This window comes from Delftia tsuruhatensis, from assembly GCF_903815225.1.
Classification (GTDB): Bacteria; Pseudomonadota; Gammaproteobacteria; order Burkholderiales; family Burkholderiaceae_C; genus Comamonas; species Comamonas tsuruhatensis_A.
This window is the reverse complement of the sequence record NZ_LR813084.1, coordinates 1,507,094-1,534,083: the sequence shown is the minus strand read 5'-3', so window position 1 is coordinate 1,534,083 and position 26,990 is coordinate 1,507,094. Positions and strand designations below refer to the sequence as shown.

The 26,990-nt window shown below is 65.4% G+C and carries 27 protein-coding genes; 3 read left to right on the top strand and 24 right to left on the bottom strand.

The window, feature by feature from the left end; genetic code table 11:
• Positions 1-3: 3 nt before the first annotated feature.
• The 20 genes from nagZ to L1Z78_RS06830 all read right to left on the bottom strand — a co-directional run bounded on the left by nagZ (position 4) and on the right by L1Z78_RS06830 (position 18,680).
• Positions 4-1,095 (bottom strand): beta-N-acetylhexosaminidase, encoded by a 1,092-nt coding sequence (gene nagZ, locus L1Z78_RS06925; protein WP_234640808.1) that lies wholly within the window; start codon positions 1,093-1,095, stop codon positions 4-6.
• A complete protein-coding gene (gene acpS, locus L1Z78_RS06920; protein WP_234640807.1) occupies positions 1,088-1,495 on the bottom strand; it encodes a holo-ACP synthase in 408 nt (135 codons plus the stop codon). The genes nagZ and acpS overlap by 8 nt, the downstream gene beginning before the upstream one ends.
• Positions 1,496-1,517: 22 nt before the next feature.
• The gene (locus L1Z78_RS06915) at positions 1,518-2,297 is read right to left on the bottom strand and encodes a pyridoxine 5'-phosphate synthase (protein ID WP_234640806.1); all 780 of its coding nucleotides are present in this window, start codon (positions 2,295-2,297) and stop codon (positions 1,518-1,520) included.
• Positions 2,294-3,064 (bottom strand): DNA repair protein RecO, encoded by a 771-nt coding sequence (gene recO, locus L1Z78_RS06910; protein WP_234640805.1) that lies wholly within the window; start codon positions 3,062-3,064, stop codon positions 2,294-2,296. Before recO ends, L1Z78_RS06915 begins: the two co-directional genes overlap by 4 nt.
• Positions 3,065-3,091: 27 nt before the next feature.
• Positions 3,092-4,126 (bottom strand): GTPase Era, encoded by a 1,035-nt coding sequence (gene era / locus L1Z78_RS06905; protein ID WP_234640804.1) that lies wholly within the window; start codon positions 4,124-4,126, stop codon positions 3,092-3,094.
• Positions 4,123-4,806 carry a ribonuclease III gene (gene rnc / locus L1Z78_RS06900; protein WP_234640803.1) on the bottom strand — a complete coding sequence of 228 codons (684 nt, stop codon included), beginning with the start codon at positions 4,804-4,806 and terminating at the stop codon, positions 4,123-4,125. The genes era and rnc overlap by 4 nt, the downstream gene beginning before the upstream one ends.
• Positions 4,807-5,169, bottom strand: coding sequence for a DUF4845 domain-containing protein (locus tag L1Z78_RS06895; protein WP_234640802.1), 363 nt, complete (start codon positions 5,167-5,169; stop codon positions 4,807-4,809).
• Between the two features lie 70 nt (positions 5,170-5,239).
• Positions 5,240-6,217, bottom strand: coding sequence for a signal peptidase I (gene lepB, locus L1Z78_RS06890; RefSeq protein ID WP_234640801.1), 978 nt, complete (start codon positions 6,215-6,217; stop codon positions 5,240-5,242).
• Positions 6,217-8,025 carry a translation elongation factor 4 gene (gene lepA / locus L1Z78_RS06885; protein WP_234640800.1) on the bottom strand — a complete coding sequence of 603 codons (1,809 nt, stop codon included), beginning with the start codon at positions 8,023-8,025 and terminating at the stop codon, positions 6,217-6,219. Before lepA ends, lepB begins: the two co-directional genes overlap by 1 nt.
• A gap of 426 nt (positions 8,026-8,451) precedes the next feature.
• Positions 8,452-9,921 carry a DegQ family serine endoprotease gene (locus tag L1Z78_RS06880; protein WP_234640799.1) on the bottom strand — a complete coding sequence of 490 codons (1,470 nt, stop codon included), beginning with the start codon at positions 9,919-9,921 and terminating at the stop codon, positions 8,452-8,454.
• Positions 9,922-10,228: 307 nt separating this feature from the next.
• Positions 10,229-10,942, bottom strand: a complete 714-nt coding sequence (locus L1Z78_RS06875; protein WP_234640798.1) for a sigma-E factor negative regulatory protein — start codon at positions 10,940-10,942, stop codon at positions 10,229-10,231.
• A gap of 62 nt (positions 10,943-11,004) precedes the next feature.
• Positions 11,005-11,634 (bottom strand): RNA polymerase sigma factor RpoE, encoded by a 630-nt coding sequence (gene rpoE / locus L1Z78_RS06870; RefSeq protein WP_234642108.1) that lies wholly within the window; start codon positions 11,632-11,634, stop codon positions 11,005-11,007.
• A 623-nt stretch (positions 11,635-12,257) separates the two neighbouring features.
• Entirely contained in the window at positions 12,258-13,502 is a 1,245-nt protein-coding gene (fabF, locus tag L1Z78_RS06865; protein WP_234640797.1) for a beta-ketoacyl-ACP synthase II, read from the bottom strand.
• A 39-nt stretch (positions 13,503-13,541) separates the two neighbouring features.
• Positions 13,542-13,781: an acyl carrier protein gene (acpP, locus tag L1Z78_RS06860; protein ID WP_003058049.1), complete on the bottom strand. Its 240-nt coding sequence runs from the start codon at positions 13,779-13,781 to the stop codon at positions 13,542-13,544.
• Between the two features lie 145 nt (positions 13,782-13,926).
• Positions 13,927-14,673, bottom strand: coding sequence for a 3-oxoacyl-ACP reductase FabG (fabG, locus tag L1Z78_RS06855; RefSeq protein ID WP_234640796.1), 747 nt, complete (start codon positions 14,671-14,673; stop codon positions 13,927-13,929).
• On the bottom strand, positions 14,670-15,614 hold the full coding sequence (fabD, locus tag L1Z78_RS06850) for an ACP S-malonyltransferase (RefSeq protein ID WP_234640795.1): 945 nt from the start codon (positions 15,612-15,614) through the stop codon (positions 14,670-14,672). Before fabD ends, fabG begins: the two co-directional genes overlap by 4 nt.
• Positions 15,615-15,662: 48 nt before the next feature.
• The gene (locus L1Z78_RS06845; RefSeq protein WP_234640794.1) at positions 15,663-16,640 is read right to left on the bottom strand and encodes a beta-ketoacyl-ACP synthase III; all 978 of its coding nucleotides are present in this window, start codon (positions 16,638-16,640) and stop codon (positions 15,663-15,665) included.
• A gap of 5 nt (positions 16,641-16,645) precedes the next feature.
• Positions 16,646-17,686: a phosphate acyltransferase PlsX gene (gene plsX, locus L1Z78_RS06840; protein WP_234640793.1), complete on the bottom strand. Its 1,041-nt coding sequence runs from the start codon at positions 17,684-17,686 to the stop codon at positions 16,646-16,648.
• 116 nt (positions 17,687-17,802) lie between these two features.
• Positions 17,803-17,985, bottom strand: coding sequence for a 50S ribosomal protein L32 (gene rpmF / locus L1Z78_RS06835; RefSeq protein WP_012207072.1), 183 nt, complete (start codon positions 17,983-17,985; stop codon positions 17,803-17,805).
• Positions 17,986-18,122: 137 nt separating this feature from the next.
• A complete protein-coding gene (locus L1Z78_RS06830) occupies positions 18,123-18,680 on the bottom strand; it encodes a YceD family protein (protein WP_234640792.1) in 558 nt (185 codons plus the stop codon).
• 25 nt (positions 18,681-18,705) lie between these two features.
• Here L1Z78_RS06830 and L1Z78_RS06825 point away from each other — a divergent pair, with 25 nt between their 5' ends.
• Entirely contained in the window at positions 18,706-19,326 is a 621-nt protein-coding gene (locus tag L1Z78_RS06825) for a Maf family nucleotide pyrophosphatase (protein WP_234640791.1), read from the top strand.
• A complete protein-coding gene (locus L1Z78_RS06820) occupies positions 19,323-20,114 on the top strand; it encodes an SAM-dependent methyltransferase (protein WP_234640790.1) in 792 nt (263 codons plus the stop codon). The genes L1Z78_RS06825 and L1Z78_RS06820 overlap by 4 nt, the downstream gene beginning before the upstream one ends.
• 68 nt (positions 20,115-20,182) lie before the next feature.
• Here L1Z78_RS06820 and L1Z78_RS06815 read toward each other — a convergent pair whose 3' ends face one another.
• The 4 genes from L1Z78_RS06815 to L1Z78_RS06800 are packed head-to-tail and all read right to left on the bottom strand — an operon-like array spanning position 20,183 to position 23,366.
• Positions 20,183-21,226 (bottom strand): S49 family peptidase, encoded by a 1,044-nt coding sequence (locus L1Z78_RS06815; protein WP_234640789.1) that lies wholly within the window; start codon positions 21,224-21,226, stop codon positions 20,183-20,185.
• Position 21,227: 1 nt separating this feature from the next.
• Positions 21,228-21,593 carry a Rieske (2Fe-2S) protein gene (locus L1Z78_RS06810; protein ID WP_234640788.1) on the bottom strand — a complete coding sequence of 122 codons (366 nt, stop codon included), beginning with the start codon at positions 21,591-21,593 and terminating at the stop codon, positions 21,228-21,230.
• A gap of 54 nt (positions 21,594-21,647) precedes the next feature.
• On the bottom strand, positions 21,648-22,337 hold the full coding sequence (locus L1Z78_RS06805; RefSeq protein WP_234640787.1) for an HAD family hydrolase: 690 nt from the start codon (positions 22,335-22,337) through the stop codon (positions 21,648-21,650).
• Between the two features lie 24 nt (positions 22,338-22,361).
• Positions 22,362-23,366, bottom strand: a complete 1,005-nt coding sequence (locus tag L1Z78_RS06800; RefSeq protein WP_234640786.1) for an RluA family pseudouridine synthase — start codon at positions 23,364-23,366, stop codon at positions 22,362-22,364.
• A 591-nt stretch (positions 23,367-23,957) separates the two neighbouring features.
• Between L1Z78_RS06800 and L1Z78_RS06795 the strand changes: the two genes are divergently transcribed.
• Positions 23,958-26,924, top strand: coding sequence for an Rne/Rng family ribonuclease (locus L1Z78_RS06795; RefSeq protein WP_234640785.1), 2,967 nt, complete (start codon positions 23,958-23,960; stop codon positions 26,922-26,924).
• The last annotated feature ends 66 nt before the right edge of the window (positions 26,925-26,990 follow it).

Here is a 26,990-nt window from a genome sequence, read left to right as displayed (position 1 = left end):
GACTCAGGGCAGCAGGTCCAGAGCCTGCAGATAGGCGGGCTGGCGCATGAGATCGTCCCAGGGCTGGGGCATGGTCTGCGGCAGCAGGGCCAGGCGACGGGATTCGCTGTCGGCATCTGGCTGCCAGCGGCCTGTGCGCGCGGCTTCCTGCATGCCTGCCAGCAACTCGTCCACATGCTCGCCCAGGCCCAGGCTCTGGTTGCACAGCAGCACCATGTCGCAGCCCGCATCGAGCGCGACCAGGGCTGCCTCGGTGTAGCCGATGACGCGCCCATCGATGCGGCGCGCCCCCTCCATGCTCAGGTCGTCGCTGAAGATGGCGCCGTCATAGCGCAGGCGGCCGCGCAGGATGTCCTTGAGCCACCTGGCCGAGAACCCGGCCGGGCGCTTGTCCACCTTGGGATAGACCACATGGGCGGGCATCACGGCCGTGAGCACGCTGGACAGCCAGGGGTAGGGCGCGGCATCCTCCCCGAGAATGGCGCCGAGGCTGCGCCCGTCGACAGGGATGTCGACATGCGAGTCGGCCTTGACGAAGCCATGGCCCGGGAAATGCTTGCCGCAGTTGCCCAGGCCGGCCTGCAGCAGGCCATGCATCAGGCTCCTGGCCAGCGCCGCCACCACGCGCGGATCGCGGTGGAAGCTGCGGTCGCCGATGACGCTGCTGGCGCCATGGTCCAGATCGAGCACGGGCGTGAAGCTGAAATCCACGCCGCAGGCGCGCAACTCGCTGCCCAGCACGTAGCCGGCCGCCGTGGCCGCATTCATGGCCGCCAGGGCGCCGCTGCCCTCCCGTTGCTGTCTGCCCTTGCCGTCGTCCATCCACATCTGGCCGAAGGCGCGCAGTGCGGGCAGATGGGTGAAGCCGTCCGTACGGAAACGCTGCACGCGCCCGCCCTCATGGTCCACGCAGATCAGCAGATCGGCCTTGACGGCCTTGATGTCGGCGCACAGCTGCACCAGTTGTTCCCGGTCTTGCCAGTTGCGCGCGAAAAGGATGATGCCACCGACCAGCGGATGAGCCAGGCGACGGCGGTCCGCATCGGCCAGCCGCGTGCCGGCGATGTCGATGATCAGGGGGGCGTGTTCAGTCATGGGAAGTCTCTCGGGTTTCGACCACGCAAAAGCTCGCTGCATAGTCGCTTTCGTCGGTCACGGACAGATGGACCTGGAGCCTGCGCTCTTCGAACCACAGCTTGAGCGCGCCGTGCAGCACGATGCTGGGCTGGCCGCTGGGCAGCTTCACGACCTCGCAGCTGCGCCAGGTCATGGGCATGACCATGCCCATACCGATGGCCTTGGAAAAAGCCTCCTTGGCCGAGAAGCGCGTGGCCACGAAACGGATGCCGCGCTCGGGCCAGCGTGCCCGCCGCGCGCGCCAGGTGGCCAGCTCGCCCTCGGCCAGCACCTTCTCGGCGAAGCGGTCGCCGTGGCGTTCCAGGCTGGCGCGGATGCGGCGCACATCGCAGATGTCGGTGCCTATGCCATAGATCATGACGCTCTCTCGCGCAGTGGTTTCAGGCGCCCTGGCGCTGCTGCATGCCCTGGTCGATGCATTGCTGGTAGGCACGCACCGTCTCGGCATAGCCCAGTTCCAGCGCATCGGCGATCAGCGCGTGGCCGATCGAGACTTCCAGCAGGCCTGGCACGCGCGCCACGAAGGCGGCGAGGTTGTCGCGGTTCAGGTCATGCCCGGCGTTGATGCCCAGGCCGGCATCGAGCGCCGCCCGGGCGGCCGCGGCATAGGCCTGCAACTGGGCTTCCTGTGCGTGCGTACCCCAGGCCGCCGCATAGGGCTCGGTATACAGCTCGACCCGGTCAGCGCCCACGGCACGCGCCGCAGCCATCTGTCCGGGCACCGGATCCATGAACAGGCTCACCCGCACGCCGAGCTGGCGGCACTCGTCGATCAAAGGCTTCAGGCGCTCGGCATCCTGAGGAAAATTCCAGCCATGGTCGCTGGTGAACTGGTCCTCGCTGTCGGGCACGAAGGTCGCCTGGTGCGGGCGCGTGTCGCGGATGAAGTCCATCAGGTTCTGCGTCGGGTTGCCCTCGATGTTGAACTCGGCCTGCGGCCACTGTGCCATCAGCGTCTGCAACTCGTACACGTCCTCGCCGCGGATATGGCGCTGGTCGGGACGCGGGTGGATGGTGATGCCCTGGGCACCCGCCTCCAGGCAGATCCTGGCGGCGCGCGTCACGCTGGGAATGCCCAGATGGCGCGTATTGCGCAGCAGCGCAACCTTGTTGACATTGACCGACAGCGCCGTGCGCTGGGAAGCATGGGGAGGATTCATAGGGATTGCAGATCCATCATCAACTGGCGGGTGCGCAGCATGGGACTGCCGCAATGGTATTGCAGCAGGGCCCTCAACTGGGGCTTGAGGGCCAGCGCCAGCTCGGGGCGGGCCGCCACATGCAGCGTGGCGTTGAAGGCCTGGCGGGCCTGCAGTGCATCCTCCAGGGCCAGCCATTGCTGCGCGTCCAGCACGGCGCGCTCGCCCTGGAGTGCAGGCCGCAGCCCCCCCTCCGCCACCAGCGCATAGCAGCGGCCCGCGGCCAGTGGTGCCAGCGTCGCGCTTTCCTCGCTCAGGGCCGGCAGATGGCCCAGCTCACGCAGCAGCAGCAGCTCGAAGGTGCGCAGCACGGGCTCGATGGCATCGCCATGCTGGCCCGCCAGCACGCGGACCACGCCGGCATAGATATCGAACAGGGCCGCATAGGGATCGTCGCGCGCCAGCAGCCGCATCAACAGCTCGTTGAGGTACAGGCCGGACAGCAGGGCATCCCCCTGGGGCATGACATGCCCCCCCACCCACTCGGCCCCCTTGAGGGTGTGGATCTCGGCATTGCCCTCACCGCCCAGGGTGTAGCTCAGGCGCAGCGGCTGCAGTGGCAGCAGCACCGGGCGGAAGTTCGAGGTCGGGCGCTTGACCCCCTTGGCCGCCAGCGCCACGCGCCCCCGGTGCCGCGTGAAGACCTCGAGGATCAGGCTGGACTCGCTCCAGTCATAGCTGTGCAGCACGAAGGCCGGCTCCTCCGAGACACGTTTGGCGCTAGCCATGGTTGCGGGCGAGCAGGATGAGTCGGTTCACTCGTAGCCGAAGGAGCGCACGCGGGCCTCGTCATCGGCCCAGCCGGATCGTACCTTGACCCAGACTTCCAGGAAGACCTTGGCATCCATGAGCTTCTCCAGCTCCTGGCGGGCCTCGGTACTGATGCGCTTGAGGCGCTCGCCCTTCTCCCCGATGACCATGGCCTTGTGGCCATCGCGCTCGACGACGATGGTGGCCGCCACGCGGATGAAGCGCTTGTGCTGCTTGCTGGCCTCTTCCTCGAACTTGTCGATCACCACCGTGGAGGTATAGGGCAGTTCGTCGCCCGTGAAGCGGAACAGTTTCTCGCGCACGGTTTCGGAGGCCAGGAAGCGCTCGCTGCGGTCCGTCAGCTCGTCCTCGGCGTACATCCAGGGCTGCTCGGGCAGGTATTTCTCGCAGATGCCGAACAGGCGCTCGATGTCGCCCTTGTTCTTGGCCGACATGGGAACGAATTCCGCGAACGGATGGCGCTCCTGCATGCCCTTGAGCCAGGGAGCGATCTCGGCGCGGCGGCCCACGGTATCGAGCTTGTTGGCGATCAGCAGTGTCGGAATTCCGGGCTTGAACAAGGACAGTACCTTGGCATCGGCCAGCGTGAACTGGCCCGCCTCGACGACGAACAGGATCAGGTCCACATCGCCGATGGCGCCCATCACCGTCTTGTTGAGGGACTTGTTGAGCGCCGTGCTGTGCTTGGTCTGAAAGCCAGGCGTGTCGACGAAGACGAACTGCGTGGCCGCGCGTGAACGGATACCCGTGATGCGATGGCGCGTGGTCTGCGCCTTGCGCGAGGTAATGCTGATCTTCTGGCCCACCAGCGCATTCATCAGCGTGGACTTGCCGACGTTGGGCTTGCCGACGATGGCGATCAGGCCGCAGCGCTGCGGGCCCGCCGGCACCTCGGGAGCCTCGCCTTCAGCCGGTGCCGAGGCCGAACGCGCAGTGCCGGCACCCGGTTTGGCCGCAGCCAGCAGGGCTTCGAGTTCAGCGGCGGTCTGTGCCGGCGCCGGGGACTTGTCTTGGTTCATGGGTGTCTTGCTTTCAGTAGTTCCAGCATGGCGGCAGCTGCTGCCTGCTCGGCCGCCCTGCGGGAGGCGCCCGTTCCCCGGGCCTGGAGCTGCAGCTGCGCAATCTCGCAGGCCACCTCGAAGGTCTGGCGATGGGCTGCGCCCGTGGTGGCCACCACCTCGTACTGCGGCAGTTTCATGCGTTGTCCCTGCAGCCACTCCTGCAAGGCCGTCTTCGCATCCTTTTGTGCCGCGCGCATGTGGGGGTTGATGTCCACACCCTGGAAAAGATGATGGACCACCTTTTCGCCCGCAGCGTAGCCGGCATCCAGATAGACGGCGCCGATCAGGGCCTCGACCGCATCGGCCAGGATGGAGGGACGCTGCTTGCCGCCGGATTTGGACTCGCCCTCGCCCAGACGAAGCAGATCGGGCAGCAGCAGCTTCAACGCGATCTGGTGCAGCGTGCCTTCCTTGACGAGATTGGCACGCACCCGCGAGAGGTCGCCTTCGGGCAGGGAGCTGAGCCGCTGGTAGAGCAGGCTGGAAATGGCAAGATTGAGCACCGAGTCACCCAGAAACTCCAGGCGCTCGTTGTTGTCTGCCGAGAAGCTGCGGTGCGTGATGGCACGCTGGAGCAGCGCAGGCTCGGCGAATTGGTGCTGCAGCCGCTGCTGCAGCGCATTCAGTAGGGGAGGCACCTATTGGGTCTGCTTCTTAAAACGATAGGTCAGATACGCCGGGCCCACGAGATGGATCTCGCGCGAATATTCGAAGCCCACGGCTACACGGTCATTGATCTTGGTCACCTCCAGGCCATCGGCCGTGACAGAAGTGAAATCGTCAATGGCCGCAGATCGATTGAAACTGGCCTTCACCTCGGCCACGGAATTACCCTCGCGCGCAGCCTTGTTGGCCGCCTTGGTGATGGCCTGGTATTCCAGGAAGACGGGAACGGATTGTGCGCCGACGGCCACCACGGCCACGGCCAGGGCCACGAAAAACACCAATCCCAGAAAGGACAGGCCGCGCTGGCGCGAACGCCGATTGCTGGATGTCAACATGCTTTTTCCTCCTCCGATGCGAGTCCCTCGCGCATGCCTGCGCAAATTCCGGCCGCAGGCATGCATCTGATCAATGGAAGCTGCCGATGCGCTTGATATCCCCGAAGTTCATCCACACGAAGAAGGCCTTGCCGACAATGTTCCTGTCGGGCACGAAGCCCCAGTAGCGGGAATCGAGCGAATTATCCCGGTTGTCGCCCATCATGAAATACTGCCCTTCAGGCACCTTGCAGGTGACCCCCTCGACGCTATAGCGGCAATTGTCCCGGAATTCGAAGCCGCTGGCCCCTTGCACGAAGGCGGGGACATCCTGGTTCACGATCATGCGGTGCGGCTTGTCGCCCAGCGTCTCCTCGTACTGCTTGAAGTAGCGCATCGCGTCCTTGTCGAAGAAGTCCGGCAGCTCGGTGGTCGCCACCGGCTTGCCGTTGATGGTCAGGCGCTTGTTCAGATAGGCCACTTCGTCGCCGGGCAGCCCCACCACGCGCTTGATGTAGTCCAGGCTGGGCTGCGGCGGGTAGCGAAAGACCACCACATCGCCACGCTGCAGGGGCGTGCCTTCGGTCAGCTTGGTATTGACCACGGGAAGGCGCAGGCCGTAGGTGAACTTGTTCACCAGGATCAGGTCCCCCACCAGCAGCGTCGGGATCATGGAGCCCGACGGGATCTTGAACGGCTCGAACAGGAAGGAGCGCAGCACGAAGACGATGGCGATCACGGGGAACAGGCCCGCAGTCCAGTCCAGCCACCATGGCTGCATGAGGATGCGGCCCTTGGCCTCGTCCGATACCTCGATATCGGTCTTGGCGATGCCCATGCGGTCGAGCTCCGCGCGGCGCGCCACGGCGGCCTGCTCCAGCGCCTGGGCAGCGCGGCGGCGGCCCGGCAGGAAGTAGAGGCGCTCGGCAGCCCAGTACACCCCGGTGACCACGGTGGCCAGGAACAGCAGCAGCGCGAAGTTGCCTTCGATGACCCCTGTGTACCAGGCGCCGATGTAGCCCACGAATGCCGCCAGCACGGCGGCCGTAATCCATTGCATGGCTTGCATCAATCCTCCACTTGCAAGATGGCCAGGAAGGCTTCCTGGGGCACTTCCACCGACCCGATCTGCTTCATCCGCTTCTTGCCGGCCTTCTGCTTTTCCAGCAGCTTGCGCTTGCGGGTGATGTCACCGCCATAGCACTTGGCCAGCACGTTCTTGCGCATGGCCTTGACGGTTTCGCGCGCGATGATGTTGGCACCGATCGCGGCCTGGATGGCCACGTCGAACATCTGGCGGCTGATGATCTCGCGCATCTTGGACACCACGGCGCGGCCGCGGAACGTGGCCTGGGAGCGGTGCACGATGATGGACAGCGCATCGACCTTCTCGCCGTTGAGCAGGATGTCCACCTTCACCACATCGGAGGCGCGGTACTCCTTGAACTCGTAGTCCATGGAGGCATAGCCGCGCGAGACCGACTTGAGCTTGTCGAAGAAGTCCAGCACGATCTCGCCCAGCGGCATCTCATAGGTGAGCATCACCTGACGGCCGTGGTACTGCATGTTGATCTGGACGCCGCGCTTCTGGTTGGCCAGCGTCATCACCGGGCCCACATAGTCCTGGGGCATGTACAGGTGCACGGTCACGATGGGCTCGCGCACCTCCTGGATGCGGCCGGCCTCGGGCATCTTGGAGGGGTTCTCGACCTGGATCACCTCGCCATCGCCCTTGACGACTTCGTAGACCACGCTGGGCGCCGTGGTGATCAGGTCCTGGTCGAACTCGCGCTCCAGGCGTTCCTGCACGATCTCCATGTGCAGCAGTCCCAGGAAGCCGCAGCGGAAGCCGAAGCCCAGCGCCTGGGACACTTCCGGCTCGAACTGCAGCGACGAATCGTTGAGCTGCAGCTTCTCCAGCGCATCGCGCAACTGGTCGTACTCGCTGGCCTCGGTCGGATACAGGCCTGCGAACACCTGGGGCTTGATCTCCTTGAAGCCGGGCAGCGCCTCGCTGGCCGGGCCCAGATTGTTGGGCAGCTTCTTTTCCAGCGTGATGGTGTCGCCCACCTTGGCGGCCTTGAGCTCCTTGATGCCCGCGATGATGTAGCCCACCTCGCCCGCGCGCAGCGCATCGCGCGGCACATCGGCCGGCGTGAAGACACCCAGGTTGTTGGCCTCGTAGGCCGCGCCCGTGGCCATCATCTTGAAGCGCTCGCCCTTCTTGAGCTCGCCGTCCACGACCCGCACCAGCATCACGACGCCCACGTAGGTGTCGAACCAGCTGTCGATGATCATCGCGCGCAGCGGACCGCCCGGGTCGCCCTTGGGCGGCGGCACCTTGGCGACCACGGCCTCCAGGATCTCGTCGATGCCCATGCCCGTCTTGGCCGAGCAGGGAATGGCGTCGCTGGCGTCGATGCCGATCACGTCCTCGATCTCGGCCTTGGCATTGTCCGGATCGGCCTGAGGCAGGTCCATCTTGTTGAGCACGGCCATCACCTCCACGCCCAGGTCCAGCGCGGTGTAGCAGTTGGCCACGGTCTGGGCTTCCACGCCCTGCGAGGCATCGACCACCAGCAGCGCGCCTTCGCAGGCGGACAGCGAGCGCGAGACTTCATACGAGAAGTCCACATGGCCGGGTGTGTCGATCAGGTTGAGGTTGTAGACCTGACCATCCTTGGCCTTGTATTGCAAGGCGGCAGTCTGCGCCTTGATGGTGATGCCGCGCTCTTTCTCGATGTCCATCGAGTCCAGCACCTGGGCCTCCATGTCGCGCTCGGCCAGGCCCCCGCAACGCTGGATCAGGCGGTCGGCCAGCGTCGACTTGCCATGGTCAATGTGCGCAATGATGGAAAAATTTCTGATGTGGTTCATCAACGAGAAGGACTGCTAGTGAAGTGGAAAACGACAGGGCCGGCGCGCAAGAAAAAAGGGCGCGTCCATGAACGACGCGCCCCGAACCAACAATCTCTGGCAACTGCGATAGTTGGGACTTTATTGTAGGCAAAAAGGGCCGCAAACCAAGCCCTGACAAGGCCTGCAAAGCTCCTGGCTTGATCTGTCACAATTATTTATCAACAGTTTATCAACAGACTGGGCAAGCCATTTCTCGCCCGTCAGCCACCGGATCGAGCAGTGCTTTTGCACTGCAACACCTCCCGATGGAAAACAGTTTCTGACGCCTTGGGCCGTCACGCTTTGGTGAGGCATTTTACCCAATGCCCCAAGGGGCATGGGTGGCCTGCGGCCCGGATTCCGAGGGTATTCCCGAGGATCCGGGAAAAGCACGGCATTGCTGCCTCAACGAGCCGGGCGGATCAGCACATACTGGGCCCATTCACCGCGCCGCACCAGCAGGTTCACGGGCTTGGTCTTGTCCGCCTTGGCCAGGGCCGCCTCGAAGCTCTTGAGCCCGGTGACTTCGATGTTGGCCAGTTGCAGGATCACATCGCCTTCGCGCAGACCGGCACGCGCGGCTGCATCCACGGCCGCCACCACGCGCACGCCACCCTTGATGCCGAGTTCCTTTTTCTGCGCATCGGTCAGCTCGCCCAAGGTCAGCCCCAGAGGCTGCGACACCAGCGTACTGCTCTTGCCAGCAGCCTTGGCCTGTGGCGCGCCATCGGGCTCGACCTCGGCGATCACCATGGTCAGATCCTTGGCGGCGCCACGGCGGAACACCGTGATGGTGCTACGTGTGCCGGGCTTGGTGTTGCCCACCAGACGCGGCAGGTCGGCCACCTTGTCGATGGCCTTGCCGTCGAACTTGATGATCACGTCACCGGGCTCGACCCCCGCCCTGGCGGCAGGCGAATCCGCCTCCACGGCAGAGACCTGCGCCCCTTGTGCCTTGCCCAGGCCGATGGATTCCGCAACTTCCTTGCTGACCGGGCCGATCTGCACCCCGATACGGCCGCGTGTGACCTTGCCCGTGGCGCGCAGCTGGTCGCTGACGCGCACGGCCTCGTCGATCGGGATAGCGAAGCTGATGCCCATGAAGCCGCCCGAGCGCGAATAGATCTGGCTGTTGATGCCCACGACCTCGCCGCGCATGTTCAGCAGCGGGCCGCCCGAGTTGCCGGGGTTGATGGCCACGTCGGTCTGGATGAAGGGCAGGTAGTCTCCCGTGTCACGCTGCTTGGCGCTCACGATGCCGGCCGTGACGGAATTGTCGAGACCGAAAGGCGAGCCGATGGCCATCACCCATTCGCCGACCTTGAGGCGGTTCACGTCGCCTATCTTCACGGCTGGCAGGCCGCTCGCCTCGATCTTCACCACGGCCACATCGGTGCGCTTGTCGCTGCCCACGATCTTGGCCTTGAATTCGCGCTTGTCGGTCAGCGTCACGATGACCTCATCGGCGCCCTCGACCACATGGGCATTGGTCATCACGTAGCCATCGGCCGTCAGGATGAAGCCCGAACCCACTCCGCGTGGTTGCTCCTCCTCGGGCTGGGAACGCGGCTGGGGGCGCTGGCGCGGCACATTGGGCACAGGCAGGCCGAAGCGGCGAAAGAACTCGAGCATGTCCTCATCCATGCCCAGCGCCTCGGCGGAATTGGCAGACACCTTCTCCAGCGTCCGGATGTTGACCACGGATGGCCCCACCTGCTCCACCAGGTCGGTGAAATCCGGCAGTCCCCGCACCATGGCGCCGCTTTGCGCATGGGCCGTACCCACTGGCAGCAGCGCACCCGCGCCGCCAGCAGCCAGCGCAAGCACGCCAGCCAGCGCGCAGGACTGCAGCGTCTTCCATCGAATGGTGGTCATGGTCATCCTTTCCTTCTCGATCATTGCATTGCCTCGGGCAGAAACCGCCCGGGTGGTTTGTTCAAAGGCTCAGCGCCGGTCCGCCTCGTGGACAAGCACTCATTCTGGCGCAGTCCCGGCGCCCAACGGCCAGACGATGGCTCAGAAGCCTGAAAGTCACGGTAAGTTCCCGGTCTGCAGCATCGGTGTGGCACGGCACGACCGCTGGCTTGCGCACAAATGACTGCACCCGTGTCCAATTTCAACGCCAGAAGGCAGGACACGGGTGCAAAAAAAGATCCGAGGCGGCAATACCCCGAGCCGCGAATCAGCGCTGCGAGGCGCGCGGCGCGGAGGCGAAATTGGCGTTGCGCAGAAAGCTGGCCGGCATCTGCAGCGTGGCCGGACCGCTGTACTGCGGATGCGATGCCAGCAGCGCATCCAGACGGGGATCGCGCAGCATCACGCTCTGGCCATAGGGGCCGGCCACGGCCACCACGGAGGAGGACTGCGCCGTGGCATCCAGCGGGAAGTCCTGGGGACTGCCGACCGCGGCCACGGGAGTGGCTGATCCGGAGTCCAGAGAGGCCAGCGCCCGTCCCTGCTGCAGGCCCGAACCGGCAGGCGTGCCCAGCATCACGCTCCAGCCGATGGCCGCCACTGCCGCCACGGAAGCAAAGCCTGCGGCCATCTTCCAACGGAACACCGACGCATTGGCTGCGTCGCGCATCGGGGCGCCATTGGCCACGGCACGGTCCTGGGCCGGCCTGGCCACCTGCTCCAGTTGTTGCGCCGCCACGGCCACCAGGGGTCGACGCGGCTCCTCGGCCAGTTGGGCCCGGATGCCGGAAAGCAGGTCATGCCGGCTGTGATGTGCCAGCTCGGGCGAGCGCAGCACGTCTCCCACGAGGTGGTACATGCGCCACTCCTGCTGGCCTGCATCGCTTTCCGCATAGGCCAGCACGGCCTGCAGTTCTGCGCTGCCGAGCTCTCCATCAGCCAGTGCCGACAACTGTTCGCGCTTCATCAGATCGTCATTCATGATCAATCACCTGCTTGTCTGCAAAGAGACTCTGTTCCCCATGGGTGCTTTCGCGACGCCCGCTACCAGCGCTTGCCCGACTGGCGCTCCAGCAAAGGCTTGACCCTTGCGGAAATCGCCTCCCGGGCGCGGAAGATCCGCGAGCGGACCGTGCCGATGGGACAGCCCATGGCGTTCGCGATTTCCTCATAGCTCAAACCTTCGATTTCCCGCAACGTCACCGCCTGGCGAAGATCCTCGGGCAAAGCCTCCATGGCAGCATTCACGGCCTGGGCGATTTCCTGCGCGGCCAGGATGGTTTCGGGCGTTTCTTCGGTGGTTAGTTCCTGGCTGGGCCGGGAAGTTTCATCATCGTCATCCCCGTTGTGTAACGCGCTTTCCGTGATCAGGGGTGAACGCTTCATGTCCAGCAGCGCCTTCTTGGCCGTGTTCACTGCAATGCGGTACAGCCAGGTATAGAACTGCGCTTCGCCGCGGAACTGGTGCAGCGCCCTGTAGGCACGTATGAAGGTTTCCTGGGTGATGTCCTGCACCAGGTCGACATCGCGCACCATGCGCCCCACCAGGCGTTCGATACGGCGCTGGTATTTGATGACCAGCAGTTCGAAGGCCCGCATGTCCCCTGCGTTGGTGCGTTCGACCAGGGTCAGGTCGCTGTCTGCAGAAGAAGGCGGGAAATCGGGAGGGGTCATGAAATCGATGAGAGCGAGCCACGCGGGCCCTGGCGCAGTCACTGCGGCCGTTCTGAAGGTCTGGGCGGGAAATATACAGCACGCCGCAATTCACCCCAGGTTTCCGGACTCTGCCGCTGCCGCAGGAGCAGCCAGCGCGTTCCACGCCATGGCTTGGCACCCGACCCACCTGCCTGCCAGGCCTGCGCCCACAACCATCGCCCTCCATCGGCGCGCACCTGCAGCGAGATCGGCTGCATGTCCTTGCCCCGCCCGGCCTCGCAGATCCACCATTGCTCACCATCCCACAGGACTACGCCTCTGCACAACCCACGCCATCCCTGGCGCAGACCGACCGCTGCCGCCAGACCGCCGAGAACCGCCACCGCAGGCCGATTCCCCGCAGGGAACTGCATGGCCCAGATCAGCAAAAGAAGGGCGGCCAGCAGCCACAGGCCGCACAGGCATGCCGCCAGCACCCTCGGCGGGTTCAGCGGATACCGGACTGCGGGTGGCGCGTGTCTCAAGGGCATGCGTGCAGTGTCGCAAAAGCCGACATGCCCCCGAACTCCGGCACTGCCACCTGGAAACGAAAAAGCCCGCAGCCTTGCGGCGCGGGCTTTTCTTCAATACGGGGCGCGATCTCAGATCCGCTTGAACACCAGCGTTCCGTTGGTGCCGCCGAAACCGAAGTTGTTCTTCACCGCCACCTCGATCCTTGCGTCCCGCGCCGTGTTGGCGCAGTAGTCGAGGTCGCATTCGGGATCCTGGTTGACCAGGTTGATGGTTGGCGGGATCTTCTGGTCGTGCAGCGCGAGCACGGTGAAGACGCTTTCGATGCCGCCGGCGCCACCCAGCAGGTGACCCGTCATGGACTTGGTCGAACTGACAACGGTCTTGCGCGCGTGGTCTCCCAGGGCCGCCTTGATGGCATTGGTCTCGTTGAGATCCCCCAGCGGTGTGGAGGTGCCATGGGCATTCAGGTAATCGACCTGATCGGCATTGACACCGGCATTGCGCAAGGCTGCCAGCATGGCACGGCGGGGGCCGTCCATGTTGGGGGCCGTCATGTGGCCGGCATCGGCGCTCATGCCGAAACCGCCCAGCTCGGCATAGATCCTGGCACCGCGGGCCTTGGCATGCTCGTACTCCTCCAGCACCAGCACACCCGCGCCTTCGCCCAGCACGAAGCCGTCGCGGTCCTTGTCCCAGGGGCGCGAAGCGGCCTTGGGATCATCGTTGCGCGTGGACAGTGCACGCATGGCGGCAAAGCCACCGACGCCCAGAGGGGAGACCGTGGCTTCCGTGCCACCGGCCACCACCACATCGGCATCGCCGTATTCGATCATGCGCCCTGCTTCACCGATGCAGTGCAGCCCGGTCGTGCAGGCCGTCACCACGGCAAGGTTCGGCCCCTTGAAGCCGAAGCGCATGGACACATGGCCAGCCACCATGTTGATGATGGAGGCTGGCACGAAGAACGGCGTGATGCGGCGCGGTCCGCGCGCAGCCAGTTCCGCGTGGGTATTCTCGATCAGCGGCAAGCCGCCGATGCCCGAGCCGATCACGCATGCAATGCGCGTGGCCATATCCTCGGACAGGGCTTCCCCCGTAGGCAGACCCGCGTCCTGCACGGCCTGCGCCGCGGCAGCGATGCCGTAATGGATGAAAGTGTCCATGGAGCGCGCATCCTTGGCGCTCATGTACGACTCCACATCGAATCCCTTGACCTCGCCTGCAATCTTGCAGGCAAAGTTCGAGGCATCGAACTTGGTGATGAGGTCAATGCCGGACTGGCCGGCCAAAAGATTGGCCCAGGCTTCGCCCACCGTGTTGCCCACGGGGGAGATGCAACCCAGGCCGGTCACGACAACGCGACGACGGCTCATGCGTAAAACCTTCTGCTGATCGCTCGGGACAGGGCCCTGTCAGGCCTTCTGGTGGGTGTTGGCGTAGTCGATGGCGTTTTGCACCGTCGTGATCTTTTCCGCGTCTTCGTCGGGGATCTCGATGCCGAATTCATCTTCCAGGGCCATCACCAGCTCCACCGTGTCCAGGGAGTCAGCACCCAGATCGGCCACGAAGGCCTTTTCGTTGGTGACTTGAGACTCTTCAACGCCGAGTTGTTCGGCAATGATTTTTTTGACACGTGCTTCGATATCGCTCATGGTTTCCCTCTGGGGGTTGTGAATGAACCCGCGATTCTAGCTGCTCCGGGCCAAAGTCCCTCGGCGGCCGGCCGTCGCGAGGAAACGGCCTCATGGGTTGCAAGCTGCGCCGGCTTCTGGCAGGAAGCCTTCGCGGCCCGCCGGTTTACATGTACATGCCGCCGTTGACGTGCAGTTCCTGCCCCGTCACATAGCCTGCGCCCGCGGAAGCCAGATAGGCCACGGCGTGGGCGATGTCGCTGGGCTGACCGAGGTCACCCATGGCGATCTGGGCCTTCAGCGCCTTCTTCTGCTCTTCAGGCAGCTCGGCCGTCATGTCGGTGGCGATGAAGCCCGGGGCGACGCAGTTCACGGTGATGCCGCGGCTGCCCAGTTCCCTGGCCAGTGCGCGTGTCATGCCCGCCACGCCGGCCTTGGCTGCGGCATAGTTGGCCTGGCCGGGGTTGCCCGAGGCACCCACCACGCTGGTGATGCTGATGATGCGGCCGAAGCGCTGCTTCATCATGGGCCGGATGGCCGCACGGCTGACGCGGAAAACCGCCTTGAGATTGGTGTCGATCACCGCATCCCAGTCATCGTCCTTCATGCGCATGGCCAGGGTGTCGCGCGTGATGCCGGCGTTGTTGACCAGCACATGCAGGCCGCCGTCGTTCTTGACGATGCCGTCGATCAGCGCCTCGACGGCAGGACCGTCCGTGACGTTGAGGTTCACGCCGCGGCAGCCTTCGTAGGCCGACAGTGCCTGGCTGATCTTTTCCGCGCCGCCATCGGTGGTGGCCGTGCCGATCACGCGATAGCCGCGCGCCGCCAGTTCCTGGGCGATGGCTGCGCCGATGCCGCGCGAGGCGCCCGTCACCAGGGCGACCTGGGGCTTGTTCTGGTTGTCAGTCATGCGAGGGATTCTTTCACGTCGGCCAGCGTGGCCGGATCATGGAGGGCTGCGGCCGTCAGGTCCGCGTCAATCCGCTTGGTCAGCCCCATCAGCACCTTGCCGGGGCCGCACTCGACGAGATGGCCGATGCCACGGGCCTTCATGGCCTGAACGCACTCCACCCAGCGCACGGGACCAAAGGCCTGGCGATACAGCGCATCACGGATCGCATCGGCGTCCTGCTGCACGGCCACGTCGATATTGTTGATCACGGGAATCTGCGGCGCGGCCAGCACTGTGGAAGCCAGTGCCGCCTTGAGCTTTTCAGCGGCAGGCTTCATCAGGCTCGAATGAAAGGGTGCCGACACCGGCAGCGGCAGCGCGCGCTTGGCGCCTGCCGCCTTGAGCGCTTCGCAGGCCTTTTCGACAGCCGACTTGCTGCCGGCGATCACGGTCTGCGAGGGATCGTTGAAGTTCACGGCCTCAACGACCTCCGCGCCGCCCAGCGCGGCGGTGACCTCGGCACAGCCTTCGCGCACCTTGTCCGCGTCCAGGCCCAGGATGGCCGCCATGGCGCCCGCGCCTACCGGCACTGCCTCCTGCATGGCCGCCGCGCGCAGGCGCACCAGCGGCGCAGCCTGGGCCAGGGTCAGCACACCCGAGGCCACCAGGGCAGAGTACTCACCCAGCGAGTGGCCCGCCACGGCGTCGGGCAATGCACCGCCCTCCGCCTGCCAGACACGCCATGCCGCCACGCCAGCCACCAGCATCACGGGTTGCGTATTGGTGGTCAGCGCCAGGACTTCCTTTGGGCCCTGCTGTATCAGTTGGCCGATGTTCTCGCCCAGGGCGTCCGAGGCCTCGGCCAGCGTCTGCGCCACGACGGGGTGGTCACCCCAGCCGTCGAGCATGCCCACGGATTGCGAGCCCTGACCCGGAAAGACAAATGCAAACTTCTTCATGTTCTTCAAATTGAAAGATTGTCGGCAGACATTGAAGCCATGCCCGGACTACATCTTCAGCAGCACGGCACCCCAGGTGAAGCCACCACCCACGCCTTCGAGCAGCACGTTCTGACCAGGCCTGACCAGGCCCGAGCGCACGCCATGGTCCAGCGCCAGCGGGATCGAGGCGGCCGAGGTGTTGCCATGCTGATCCACCGTGACCACCACCTTGTCCATGGACAGCTTGAGCTTGCGCGCCGTGCTCTGCATGATGCGGATGTTGGCCTGGTGCGGAATCAGCCAGTCGATGTCGGCATCGGTGAGACCCGCCTTGTCAAGCGTGGCGCGTGCCGCCTTCTCGAGCACGCCCACAGCGAGCTTGAAAACGGCCTGGCCATCCATCTTGAGCAAGGGATCGCCCAGCACCTGTCCGCCGTAGACGTTGCCCGGCACGCAGAGAATACCCACATGCTTTCCATCGGCATGCAGGTCCGAGGCCAGGATGCCCGGCTGCTCGGAAGCCTCCAGCACCACGGCGCCGGCACCGTCGCCGAACAGCACGCAGGTCGTGCGGTCATTGAAGTCGAGGATGCGGCTGAACACTTCCGACCCCACGACCAGGGCACGGCTTGCCGCGCCGGACTGGATCATGGCATCGGCCACCGTGAGCGCATAGACGAAGCCGCTGCACACCGCCTGCACATCAAAGGCAGCGCAACCGTTGGCGCCCAGCTTGTTCTGCAAGATGCAGGCCGTGGACGGAAAGACCATGTCGGGCGTCGAGGTCGCCACGATGATCAGGTCGATGTCCTGAGGCTGGCATCCAGCGGCCTCCAGAGCCTTCCTGGAGGCCTCCAGCGCCAGATCGCTGCTGGTGACATCGGGGGCGGCAAAGTGACGGGCATGGATACCGGTGCGCTCGACGATCCACTCGTCCGAGGTCTCGATGCCACGCCGGGCCAGATCGGCAGCCAGATCGTGATTGGTGAGTCGGCGGGGCGGCAGGTAGCTGCCCGTGCCGGTGATGCGTGCGTAGCGTCTCATCTGTGTTAGGGCGCCGACGTTCCTTGTTCCGCCTGCGCAGCCAGCAACAAAGGCAGGGCTGCGGAGATGCGGGTGCGGACACGGTCGAGCAGGTTGTTGCGGGCCGCATCATACGCGCGGTTCAGCGCATGCTCGAAAGCCAAGGCATCGGCCGACCCATGGCTTTTGAACACCAGCCCTCGGAGCCCCAACAGCGCGGCCCCGTTGTACCGGCGGTGATCAACGCGCTTCATAAGCGCATTTAGCACCGGATAGGCAACGATGGCCGCCATTTTCGTCAAGATGTTGCGCTTGAACTCCTGCTTGAGGATACCCGAGATCATGGATGCCACGCCCTCGGAGGACTTGAGCGCCACGTTGCCGACGAAGCCGTCACAGACCACGACCTCGGCCGTCCCCTTGAAGATGTCGTTGCCCTCGACATTGCCATAGAAATTCAGGTGCCCCGCCTTGCCCGCGGCGCGCAGCAGCTCGCCCGCGCGCTTGATGACTTCGCTGCCCTTGATCATTTCCTCGCCGATGTTGAGCAGGCCCACGGAGGGCGCCTCCTCGTTGCCAAGCGCCGACACCAGGGCCGAACCCATGACGGCGAACTGCAGCAGATGCTCGGCCGAGCAGTCCACGTTGGCCCCCAGGTCCAGCACGGTGGTCGCCGCACCCCGGGCGTTCGGCAACTGGGTGGCGATGGCCGGGCGGTCTATGCCGTCCAGCGTCTTGAGCAGGTAGCGCGAGATCGCCATCAGCGCGCCGGTGTTGCCGGCCGACACGGCAGCGACTGCCGCGCCATCCTTGACCTGCTGGATGGCCACACGCATCGAGGAGTCTTTTTTCCTGCGCAAGGCGACTTCGACCGGATCGTCCATGCCCACCACCTCGGTGGCGGCCACCACACCGGCACGTTCATGTGCCAGGCCGGCCAGTTCCTCGGGCTTCCCTACCAGCAGCAGGCGCGCATCGGCATGGGAATCGAGGAACTTGCGGCACGCCGCGAGCGTGACACGGGGACCGTGGTCGCCCCCCATGCAGTCAACAGCCAAAGTGATCATGAGCGACTACTGGCAAGCCTGCTGCGCGGCTTGAGAAGAAAGAGAGCAGCAATCAGAAAAACAAAAGCCCGCGCTACGAAAACTGTAGCCGCGGGCCCTGCGGGAAGTGCCGAAGATCAGGCTTCGGACTTGTTCTTCAGCACTTGACGGCCGCGGTACACGCCGTTGGGGCTGATGTGGTGGCGCAGATGGGTCTCACCGGTGGTGGGTTCCACGGCGATGCCGGGCACATTCAGTGCATTGTGCGAACGGTGCATGCCGCGCTTGGAGGGGGACTTCTTGTTCTGCTGAACAGCCATGATGGCTCCTGTGTATCTTGAAAGGGTTGGTAAAAAACGCGATCAGCCCATTAAAGACACGAGGGGGTTTCGCGCGAAGCCCTTGATTATAGCGCAATCGCTTTTCAAGGCCCCGGCCTTTTTGTCGGGCATCGCCATCAGTCGGCCGATTTGCCCACATCCAGCCCGCGCAGGACGGCGAACGGACTGGGCTTTTCCTCGTTGGCCTGCTCGAAATCGGCGTCACTGGATTGCATGCGCACGGGCTCGGGACAGCTGTCGTGCCGAGGCACCACGGGCAACTCCATGAGCAACTCATCCTCGATGAGCTCGAGCAGGTTGAACTCACGACTGAGCACCAGCACATCCTCCTCGCTCTCGTCATCCTCGGCCTCGGCCGTTGCCTCATCCGCCACGAAGCGGAAAGACCGATCGACCTGCAGGGAGATCGGAGCCACGGTCATGCAACGCTGGCAGACCATGGGCACCACGGCATCAGCCTGGAGATGCAGCCACACCTGACCAGGGCCGCCGGTCTGATCGACCAGTTCGCCCTCGGCCTGCCAATGCACATGGCCACGTGCTTCGCCGGCATCCGGCTGCGCATCCTGGGCCAGGCGCGGGAAGACCGACAGGGCGACCTCGTCCTGAAGATGGCCCTGCGACTGCGCAAACGCGCGAACATCGAGACGGGCCGCAGAAAATTCCTTGCTCATGCGGGCAGTGTAAGAGAATCCGGGCATGCAAGCTTCCCACCCCACTTCGTCCCAGGCTCCCGGCCCGGGACGCCCCCTGATCCTCGGTTCCACCTCCCGCTACCGCCGCGAATTGCTGGAGCGGCTGCGCCTGCCTTTCCAGACCCTCTCGCCCGAGGTCGACGAAACGCCGCTGGCTGGGGAAACACCGCTCGACCTGTCGCTGCGCCTGGCCCGCGCCAAGGCCCATGCTGTGGCCGCGCGGCACCCGCAGGCAGTGGTCATCGGCTCCGACCAGGTCCCCGAGCTTGACGGCCAGCCACTGTCCAAGCCCGGCAACCATGAGCGCGCCACCGAGCAATTGCGCCTGATGAGCGGACGCCAGATGAATTTCCATACCGCCGTGAGCGTGGTCTGCCTGGAAACAGGCTTTGCCGAAACCGACGTGGTGACGGTCCAGGTGCGCTTTCGTGAGCTGAATGATGCAGAGATCGAACGCTATCTGCGCGCCGAACAGCCCTATGACTGCGCGGGCAGCGCCAAGAGCGAAGGCCTGGGCATCTCCCTGCTCGACGCCATCGTCAGCGATGACCCCACGGCGCTGATCGGCCTGCCCCTGATCCGCACCTGCCAGCTGCTGCGCGCCGCAGGGGCGGTGCTGCCATGAGCGAGGCCCTTCCCAAAAGCGCCAAGGGAACGCTGTATCTGGTGCCCGCCCCCCTGGACTTCGGCTGCGACGAACAGACACCGCTGGCCGACGTGCTGCCCGATGGAACGCTGCGCACCGCGTCACGCCTGACGCACTGGATCTGCGAGAACGCCAAGAGCACACGCGCCTACCTCAAGCGCGTCGATGCACTGCACGGCCTGGTCCAGCCGCTGCAGGCCCAGCAGATCACCGAACTGCCCCGCGAAGCCCACAAGAAGGGTGACCACGGCGACAAGGGCGCTGCCGTCTTCGACGCCAGGCCGCTGCTGGCCCCGCTGCTGGCGGGCCATGACATGGGCCTGGTCAGCGAAGCCGGCATGCCGGCCGTGGCCGACCCCGGCAGCTCCATCGTACGTGCAGCGCATGATCTGGCCATCCGGGTCGTACCGCTGGTCGGGCCGGTATCGCTGCTGCTGGCCCTGGCCGCCAGCGGGCTCAATGGGCAGAACTATGCCTTCGTAGGCTATCTGCCCCAGGATCCGGGCGGGCGCTCACAGCGCATCAAGGAGCTCGAAGCGCTCGCGCTGCGCCAGGGCCAGACCCAGCAGTTCATAGAGACCCCCTACCGCAATGCCGCACTGTGGCAGGCCTTGCTGCAGACGTTGCAACCTCATACGCGTCTGGCCCTGGCCTGCGGCCTGACACTGGAAAACGCCCGCATCGAAAGCCGCCTGGTGCGCGAATGGCGCCAGCACAGGGAGGTACCGGACAACCGCACGCCGGTGGTGTTTTCCATCGGGCGTTGAGAAAGCCGCCCGACAAAAAAGCCCGCGCTTCCCCTGGAAGGCGGGCTTTTCAAGCGCCGGGAACCCGTTCAGCGCAAGACCGGCAGGCTGGAACGCAGGGCCTGCACCGCGCCGCCACCGAAGGCCGCGCCAAAGCGCTTGGCCAGACGCTCGGCCACATTGTCGCGGCGCGTGTAGTCGACGACCTCCTCGGCCTTGACCACCTCGCGGGCCACGTAGTCGAGGCTGCCCAGTTTGTCGGCCAGGCCCATCTCCACCGCCTGCTGCCCCGTCCAGAACAGGCCGCTGAAGGTTTCGGGCGTCTCGTGCAGCCGGTCGCCGCGGCCGGCCTTGACCACATTGATGAATTGCGAATGGATCTGGCCCAGCATCTGGTGCGCATGTGCACGCTGCGCCTCGGACATGGGACTGAAGGGATCCAGGAAGCCCTTGTTCTCGCCCGCCGTCAGCAGCCTGCGCTCCACGCCCAGCTTCTCCATGGCGCCCGTGAAACCGAAGCCATCCATGAGCACGCCGATGCTGCCCACGATGCTGGCCTTGTCGACAAAGATCTCGTCGGCCGCCGCGGCGATGTAGTAGGCCGCCGAGGCGCAGGTCTCCTCGACCACGGCATACAGCGGCTTGTCGTACTTGCCCTTGAGGCGAATGATTTCGTCATTGATGATGCCGGCCTGCACCGGACTGCCCCCCGGCGAGTTGATCAGCAGCACCACGGCGCGCGAGCCGGAATCCTCGAAGGCGCTGCGCATGGCGGCAACCACGAATTCCGCGCTGGCATCGGCGCCCGCGGCGATCTCGCCCTTGACCTCGACCACCGCGGTGTGCGGGGAAGAGCTGGTCGTGGTCGCGGTGTCCTTGGCGAACAGCACCCACAGCACGGCAAGGATGACCGCCGCCCACAGCAGACGCCCGAACAGGCGCCAGCGGCGCGCGGCACGCTGCTCGTTGATGGTGGCGAAGACCAGCTTTTCCAGCACATCCCGTTCCCAGCCGCTGGATGCCGCGCGGGCATCGGCGGCCGCCGCGGCAGGCGTGGCCCTGGCCCACAGGTCCGCGCCCGGGGTCGGGTGCGATGCGGAGCCAGGATTTTCCGGAGGTATGGGGGAAGTCATGTCAGAACTCGACGGGTTTCAGGTTATCGGCAGTATGCCAGTGCACCACCCCCGCGCCTTCGCTCAGGGAGATTTTCACGAGGCCACCCCGACAGGGCCCGCCAGCGCACGCACCGCTGTCCGGCGCATAGACTGCGCCATGGGTGGCGCACAGCAGCCAGCGCCCGGAGTCATCGAAAAGGCGGCCCGGCTGGTAGTCCATTTCCATGGCCACATGGGTGCAACGATTCAGGTAGGCATGCACCCGCCCCTCGAAGCGGATGGCAAAGGCACGGCAGGCATGCCCCGCATGGACCACATCGAACGGCACGGCCAGCCCCCCCTCTCGCAAGGCCTCGCTGGGGCACAGGAAGATGCGCTCAGTCATTCCGAAGGCCCTCCGGAGAAGAATGGCAGCCGCTGCTGACGCGGGCATGACGGATCACGCATGGGCCAGCAGCCACTGATGCAAATCCGCAACACTGTGCGCCACATGCAGCGGCTCCAGCGCACCGAAACCATCGGAGGCATGTGCCCCGTAGCCCACGCCCACGCTGGCACAGCCGGCGTTGCGCGCCAACTCCAGGTCATGGGTGGTATCGCCAATCATCAGCACACGCCCGGGCTCCACGCCGAATTCGGCCATCAGCTCCTGCAACATCAGCGGATGGGGCTTGCCCGCGGTCTCGTCCGCCGTCCGCGAACCATCGAACATTCCGCGCAACTGCGGGTCCTGCAACGCATCGTTGAGGCCGCGCCGGCTCTTGCCCGTGGCCACGGCCAGCCAGTGGCCTCGCCCTCGCAGCGCGGCCAGCATGGGCAGCACGCCGGGGAACAGGCTGATGTCATCCTGGTGGCGAAAGAAATGGTGGCGGTAGCGATTGCCCAGCTCGGGATATTTATCCGGTGGCACATCGGGCGCGGCGCGCGCCAGCGCCGGCATCAGCGCCATGCCGATCACATAGGAAGCCGCCTCGTCGCTGGGTGGCGTGCCGCCCACGTCCGCCACCGCCGCCTGTATGCACTTCACGATCACGGCCGTGGAGTCCGACAGCGTGCCATCCCAGTCGAAGGCGATCAGATCAAAGCGCCGCGCGCGTTGCCTCTCGGAAGAACCAGCAGAAGTTGTCATATCTGGGGATAGTCAGTGCCGGCCTCAGCCGGCGAAACGGGCCAGCTCTTCGGGAAGCTCGGCGCGCAGTTCCACCCGCTCGCCACTGGCCGGGTGAGTGAACTGTAGCCGCCAGGCATGCAGGAACATGCGTTTGAGCCCCTGCTTCTGCAGCCGACGGTTCAGATCGAAGTCGCCGTATTTGTCATCCCCGGCAATCGGATGCCCCTGGCTGGACAGGTGCACGCGGATCTGGTGCGTGCGCCCGGTCTTGATGGTCACCTCCAGCAGGCTCATGGCCGGCAGGCCCAGCAGGGGTTGAGGTGCCATCGTGCTGCGCACGCGCACCAGGGTGACGGAGCGCATGCCGTCGGGGTCGTCGGCCGTGGTCACGCGTACACGGCGCTCGCCGTCGGCCTGCAGATATTTGTGCAGCGGCAGATCGATCACCTTGCGGCTGGCCGGCCACGTGCCCTGGACCAGGGCCAGATAGGTCTTGCCGGTTTCACGCTCGCGGAACTGGTCTTGCAGATGCGTCAGCGCCGAGCGCTTCTTGGCCACCAGCAAGATACCCGAGGTCTCGCGATCCAGCCGGTGCACCAGCTCCAGGAAGCGGCACTGCGGCCTCGCCTGGCGCAATTGCTCGATGACCCCGAAGCTCACCCCCGAGCCTCCGTGCACGGCCACGCCGGCGGGTTTGTCGATGGCGATCAGGTGCTCGTCTTCCAGCAGGCTGGGGAAATCCCTGGCGGGCGCCGGGCGCTCGGCCTTTTCCGCGACCCTCTCGGAAATGCGGACAGGCGGAACCCGCACGACATCGCCTGGCGAAACGCGGGTTTCCGCACTGGCACGCCCCTTGTTGATGCGCACTTCACCACTGCGGATGATGCGGTAGACATGCGTCTTGGGAACGCCTTTGAGATGGCGTATCAGAAAGTTGTCCAGCCGCTGGCCGGCCGAATCAGCGTCGACTTCGACCAGCCGCACGGAGGCGGAGGCTGCGCCCAGGGGACGGTCGTGCGCCGGTTTGCCCTCTATAATGTGTTTCACCTGTGCCGAGCTATTTATAAGTGGTTGATTCGCATGGAGTTTAGTCCAAACAACCATTTCCCCCGCACAGGCAGGTCGATGCCATCCGGTGTCATGTACGCGAAACAGCAGGAATCGATGGCCTGCGAAGTTCGTCGTTGCATCGGTTGTGGCTGACGAATTGAAACACTGATACGGAATCTCAAGCTGGCAGAAGGTGTCGGACCCGGCGTCCGCAGCTGTCAGCGGATCAAAGCGAGCATGTGGATCTTTTGGGCATGGATGGTCACACTGTGGAGCAGGAAAACGCCTGCGCCCAGGATCATTGCCGCCCCCAAGCCTCCCGCCTGCCCCGCACGTGCAGCAGCTTCGCTCGAAGCTGGACGGCGTGCCTCTCTCATCGCTCTCGTCCCCCTGCCCTTGCCCCCATTGCTGACTTGAGCCAGGTCTCAAGCATCAAGGCATCCGGCGATTCCTTTCGTTTCGACGCGTCAGTCCGGCATCTCGGCTCCCCGCGAGCCTGTCTTTGATTACAAGTCAAAGGCGTGACGGTCTGGCAGCAGAGGCTGCACTCCGGCGCGCCCCAGAGAGAACGAATAAAGGAAACGCATCATGAAACGGATGCTCATCAACGCCACGCAGTCCGAAGAACGGCGCCTGGCCATCGTCGACGGCCAGAAGCTCCTCGATTACGAGATCGAGATCGAAGGCCGCGAACAGCGCAAGGGCAACATCTACAAGGCCGTCGTCACCCGCGTCGAGCCCAGCCTGGAGGCCTGCTTCGTCGACTACGGCGAGGACCGCCACGGTTTCCTGCCCTTCAAGGAAATCTCCAAGCAGTACTTCGCCGAGGGCGTATCGCCCAGCCAGGCACGCATCAACGAAGTCATCCGCGAAGGCCAGGAGCTGATCGTCCAGGTCGAGAAGGAAGAACGCGGCAACAAGGGTGCGGCCCTGACCACCTTCATCTCGCTGGCCGGCCGCTATGTGGTGCTGATGCCCAACAACCCGCGCGGCGGTGGCGTCTCGCGCCGCATCGAGGGCGAGGACCGTGCCGAGCTCAAGGAGGCGATGGACCAGCTCGAGTATCCCAAGGGGATGTCCATCATCGCGCGCACCGCCGGCATCGGCCGCACCGCGCCCGAGCTGCAGTGGGATCTGAACTACCTGCTCAAGCTGTGGAACGCCATCGACGGCGCGGCCAAGTCCGCCAAGGGCGCCTTCCTGATCTACCAGGAATCGAGCCTGGTGATCCGCGCCATCCGCGACTACTTCAACGGCGACATCGGCGACATCCTGATCGACACCGACGACATCTACGAGCAGGCGCAGCAGTTCATGCAGCACGTCATGCCCGAGCATGCCGCCCGCGTCAAGCGCTACCGTGACGACGCCCCGCTGTTCAGCCGCTTCCAGATCGAGCACCAGATCGAATCGGCCTACGCACGCACCGTGACCCTGCCCTCGGGCGGCGCCATCGTCATCGACCACACCGAGGCCCTGGTCTCCATCGACGTCAACTCGGCCCGCGCCATCAAGGGCGGCGACATCGAGGAAACCGCCACCCGCACCAACCTGGAAGCCGCCGACGAAGTGGCGCGCCAGATGCGCCTGCGCGACCTGGGCGGCCTGATCGTCATCGACTTCATCGACATGGAGGAGAGCAAGAACCGCCGCGAGGTCGAGAACCGCCTGCGCGACGCGCTGCGCCAGGACCGCGCCCGCGTGCAGTTCGGCACCATCAGCAAGTTCGGCCTCATGGAGATGAGCCGCCAGCGCCTCAAGCCCGCCCTGTCCGAAGGCGCGCACATCAACTGCCCGCGCTGCGGAGGCTCCGGCCACATCCGCGACACGGAAAGCTCGGCGCTGCAGATCCTGCGCATCATCCAGGAAGAGTCCATGAAGGACAACACGGCCGCCGTGCACTGCCAGGTGCCCGTGGAAGTGGCCAGCTTCCTGCTCAACGAAAAGCGCGGCGAGATCACCAAGATCGAACTCAAGCAGCGCGTCAACGTGATCATGGTACCCAACAAGTCCATGGACACGCCGCACTACAAGCTCGAGCGCCTCAAGCATGACGATGCACGCCTCGAAAGCATGGAAGCCAGCTACAAGCTGGCCGAGGAACTGGACGCCGAAACCACGGTGACGCGCCGCTCCCAGGAACCCACCAACAAGCAGACGCCCATGATCAAGGGTGTGCTGCCCGACATGCCGGCGCCCATCGCCGAGCCCCGTCCCGAAGGCAGCCGCAGCCGTCCGGGCCAGCGCGATGCCAGGCCTGCAGCGGCCGCCTCCCCAGCGCCGACCGCTGCCCCCGTGGTCGTCCGTGAACAGGGCTTCTTCGCCTGGCTCAAGAGCCTGTTCGGCTTTGGCACGGCGCCTGCCCCGGTGGCAGCTCCCGTGGCCCCTGCCGAGGCTCCGGTACGCGAAGCGCGCCGTGAAGGCCGCAACGACAACCGTGGCCGCCGCAACGAGCGTGGCGACCGCACCGAGCGCAATGCCGAGCGCGCCGGCACCCCCAATGCGGAACGTCAGGCTGGCGGAGGCGACCGCAGTCGCCGCAACGCTGAACGTGGCGAGCGCACGGAGCGCGGTGAACGAACAGAGCGTGGTGAGCGCCGCGGCCGTGGTGAACGCAGCCGTGACGGCGAGAACCGCCAGCCGCTGGAAGCCGTGAATGCCGTGGCCGCCGATGGCAGCGCCATCGAGGCACCCCGCGCCGAGCGCACGCCGCGCGGCGAGCGCCAGGAACGAGGCGAAGGCCGCCGCGAGCGTGGTGAACGAGGCGAACGCAGTGAACGTGGCGAACGCCAGCCCCGTCCATTCGACGCAGTGGCCGAGGGTGACGAAAACCTGGGCAACCAGGTCCAGCAACAGGATGAAGCCCAGGGCAATGCCGCCCCTGCCTTCGGCGAAGAGCAACCGCGCCAGCGCCGTTCGCGCGACCGCTATGGCCGTGACCGCCGCGAGCGTGGCGACCGGGGCGACCGTGCGGAGCGCGCCCCGCGTGAAGGCGAAGCCCTCGAGGCCTTCGAACCTGTCGAAGCCACCGCGCCCGGGCAGGACCAGCCAGCCCGCCGCAGCTACTTCAATGCGACAAGTGCTGCCACCGGCGCCCAGGCCTCAGCAGTGGTCGCCGAAGCCGTGGTACCCGCTGCCGCGGTCGCAGCCGTGGAGCCCCAGCCCGCTGCCGAGCCCGCGCAGCAGACAGCCGCAGCACCTGCCCCGGTGGCAGCGCCCATGGCTGCCACACCTGCTGCCGCAGCGGCCGATCCGCAGCCCATGGCTGCCGGGCGCGGCCTGCCCAAGGTCCAGTCCTACGCGCTGCCGATCTCCGAACTGCAGGCACTCGCCGAGGCTTCGGGCCTGCAATGGGTGGGCTCCGACCCCGACAAGGTCGCTGCCGTCCAGGCCGCCATCGCTGCCGAGCCCCAGCCCGAGCGCGTGGTGCGCGAGCGCCCGCCGCTGATCGTCCTCGATGATGGTCCGTTGATCCTTGTGGAGACCCGCAAGGATCTCGGCGACCTGCAACTGCCGTTCGAGCAACAGCAGCGGCAGGGCACGGCCCACGTCTGACGGCAGGCGGTGACGACACAGGGGCCCTCGTGGCCCCTGTTTGTTTTCGCCTTCGTCTCCATTTCC

Bases quoted from the DNA above. Each gene is read 5' to 3' on its own strand.
- L1Z78_RS06875 (WP_234640798.1), bottom strand. From the start codon at position 10,942: ATGAATGACGATCTGATGAAGCGCGAACAGTTGTCGGCACTGGCTGAT.
- recO (WP_234640805.1), bottom strand. From the start codon at position 3,064: ATGGCTAGCGCCAAACGTGTCTCGGAGGAGCCGGCCTTCGTGCTGCAC.
- lepB (WP_234640801.1), bottom strand. From the start codon at position 6,217: ATGCAAGCCATGCAATGGATTACGGCCGCCGTGCTGGCGGCATTCGTG.
- L1Z78_RS06880 (WP_234640799.1), bottom strand. From the start codon at position 9,921: ATGACCACCATTCGATGGAAGACGCTGCAGTCCTGCGCGCTGGCTGGC.
- lepA (WP_234640800.1), bottom strand. From the start codon at position 8,025: ATGAACCACATCAGAAATTTTTCCATCATTGCGCACATTGACCATGGC.
- L1Z78_RS06825 (WP_234640791.1), top strand. From the start codon at position 18,706: ATGCAAGCTTCCCACCCCACTTCGTCCCAGGCTCCCGGCCCGGGACGC.
- plsX (WP_234640793.1), bottom strand. From the start codon at position 17,686: ATGATCACTTTGGCTGTTGACTGCATGGGGGGCGACCACGGTCCCCGT.
- acpP (WP_003058049.1), bottom strand. From the start codon at position 13,781: ATGAGCGATATCGAAGCACGTGTCAAAAAAATCATTGCCGAACAACTC.
- rpoE (WP_234642108.1), bottom strand. From the start codon at position 11,634: ATGACCCCTCCCGATTTCCCGCCTTCTTCTGCAGACAGCGACCTGACC.
- L1Z78_RS06845 (WP_234640794.1), bottom strand. From the start codon at position 16,640: ATGAGACGCTACGCACGCATCACCGGCACGGGCAGCTACCTGCCGCCC.
- L1Z78_RS06795 (WP_234640785.1), top strand. From the start codon at position 23,958: ATGAAACGGATGCTCATCAACGCCACGCAGTCCGAAGAACGGCGCCTG.
- rpmF (WP_012207072.1), bottom strand. From the start codon at position 17,985: ATGGCTGTTCAGCAGAACAAGAAGTCCCCCTCCAAGCGCGGCATGCAC.
- L1Z78_RS06805 (WP_234640787.1), bottom strand. From the start codon at position 22,337: ATGACAACTTCTGCTGGTTCTTCCGAGAGGCAACGCGCGCGGCGCTTT.
- era (WP_234640804.1), bottom strand. From the start codon at position 4,126: ATGAACCAAGACAAGTCCCCGGCGCCGGCACAGACCGCCGCTGAACTC.
- fabG (WP_234640796.1), bottom strand. From the start codon at position 14,673: ATGACTGACAACCAGAACAAGCCCCAGGTCGCCCTGGTGACGGGCGCC.
- L1Z78_RS06830 (WP_234640792.1), bottom strand. From the start codon at position 18,680: ATGAGCAAGGAATTTTCTGCGGCCCGTCTCGATGTTCGCGCGTTTGCG.
- L1Z78_RS06820 (WP_234640790.1), top strand. From the start codon at position 19,323: ATGAGCGAGGCCCTTCCCAAAAGCGCCAAGGGAACGCTGTATCTGGTG.
- fabD (WP_234640795.1), bottom strand. From the start codon at position 15,614: ATGAAGAAGTTTGCATTTGTCTTTCCGGGTCAGGGCTCGCAATCCGTG.
- L1Z78_RS06810 (WP_234640788.1), bottom strand. From the start codon at position 21,593: ATGACTGAGCGCATCTTCCTGTGCCCCAGCGAGGCCTTGCGAGAGGGG.
- L1Z78_RS06895 (WP_234640802.1), bottom strand. From the start codon at position 5,169: ATGTTGACATCCAGCAATCGGCGTTCGCGCCAGCGCGGCCTGTCCTTT.
- L1Z78_RS06815 (WP_234640789.1), bottom strand. From the start codon at position 21,226: ATGACTTCCCCCATACCTCCGGAAAATCCTGGCTCCGCATCGCACCCG.
- L1Z78_RS06915 (WP_234640806.1), bottom strand. From the start codon at position 2,297: ATGAATCCTCCCCATGCTTCCCAGCGCACGGCGCTGTCGGTCAATGTC.
- nagZ (WP_234640808.1), bottom strand. From the start codon at position 1,095: ATGACTGAACACGCCCCCCTGATCATCGACATCGCCGGCACGCGGCTG.
- fabF (WP_234640797.1), bottom strand. From the start codon at position 13,502: ATGAGCCGTCGTCGCGTTGTCGTGACCGGCCTGGGTTGCATCTCCCCC.
- acpS (WP_234640807.1), bottom strand. From the start codon at position 1,495: ATGATCTATGGCATAGGCACCGACATCTGCGATGTGCGCCGCATCCGC.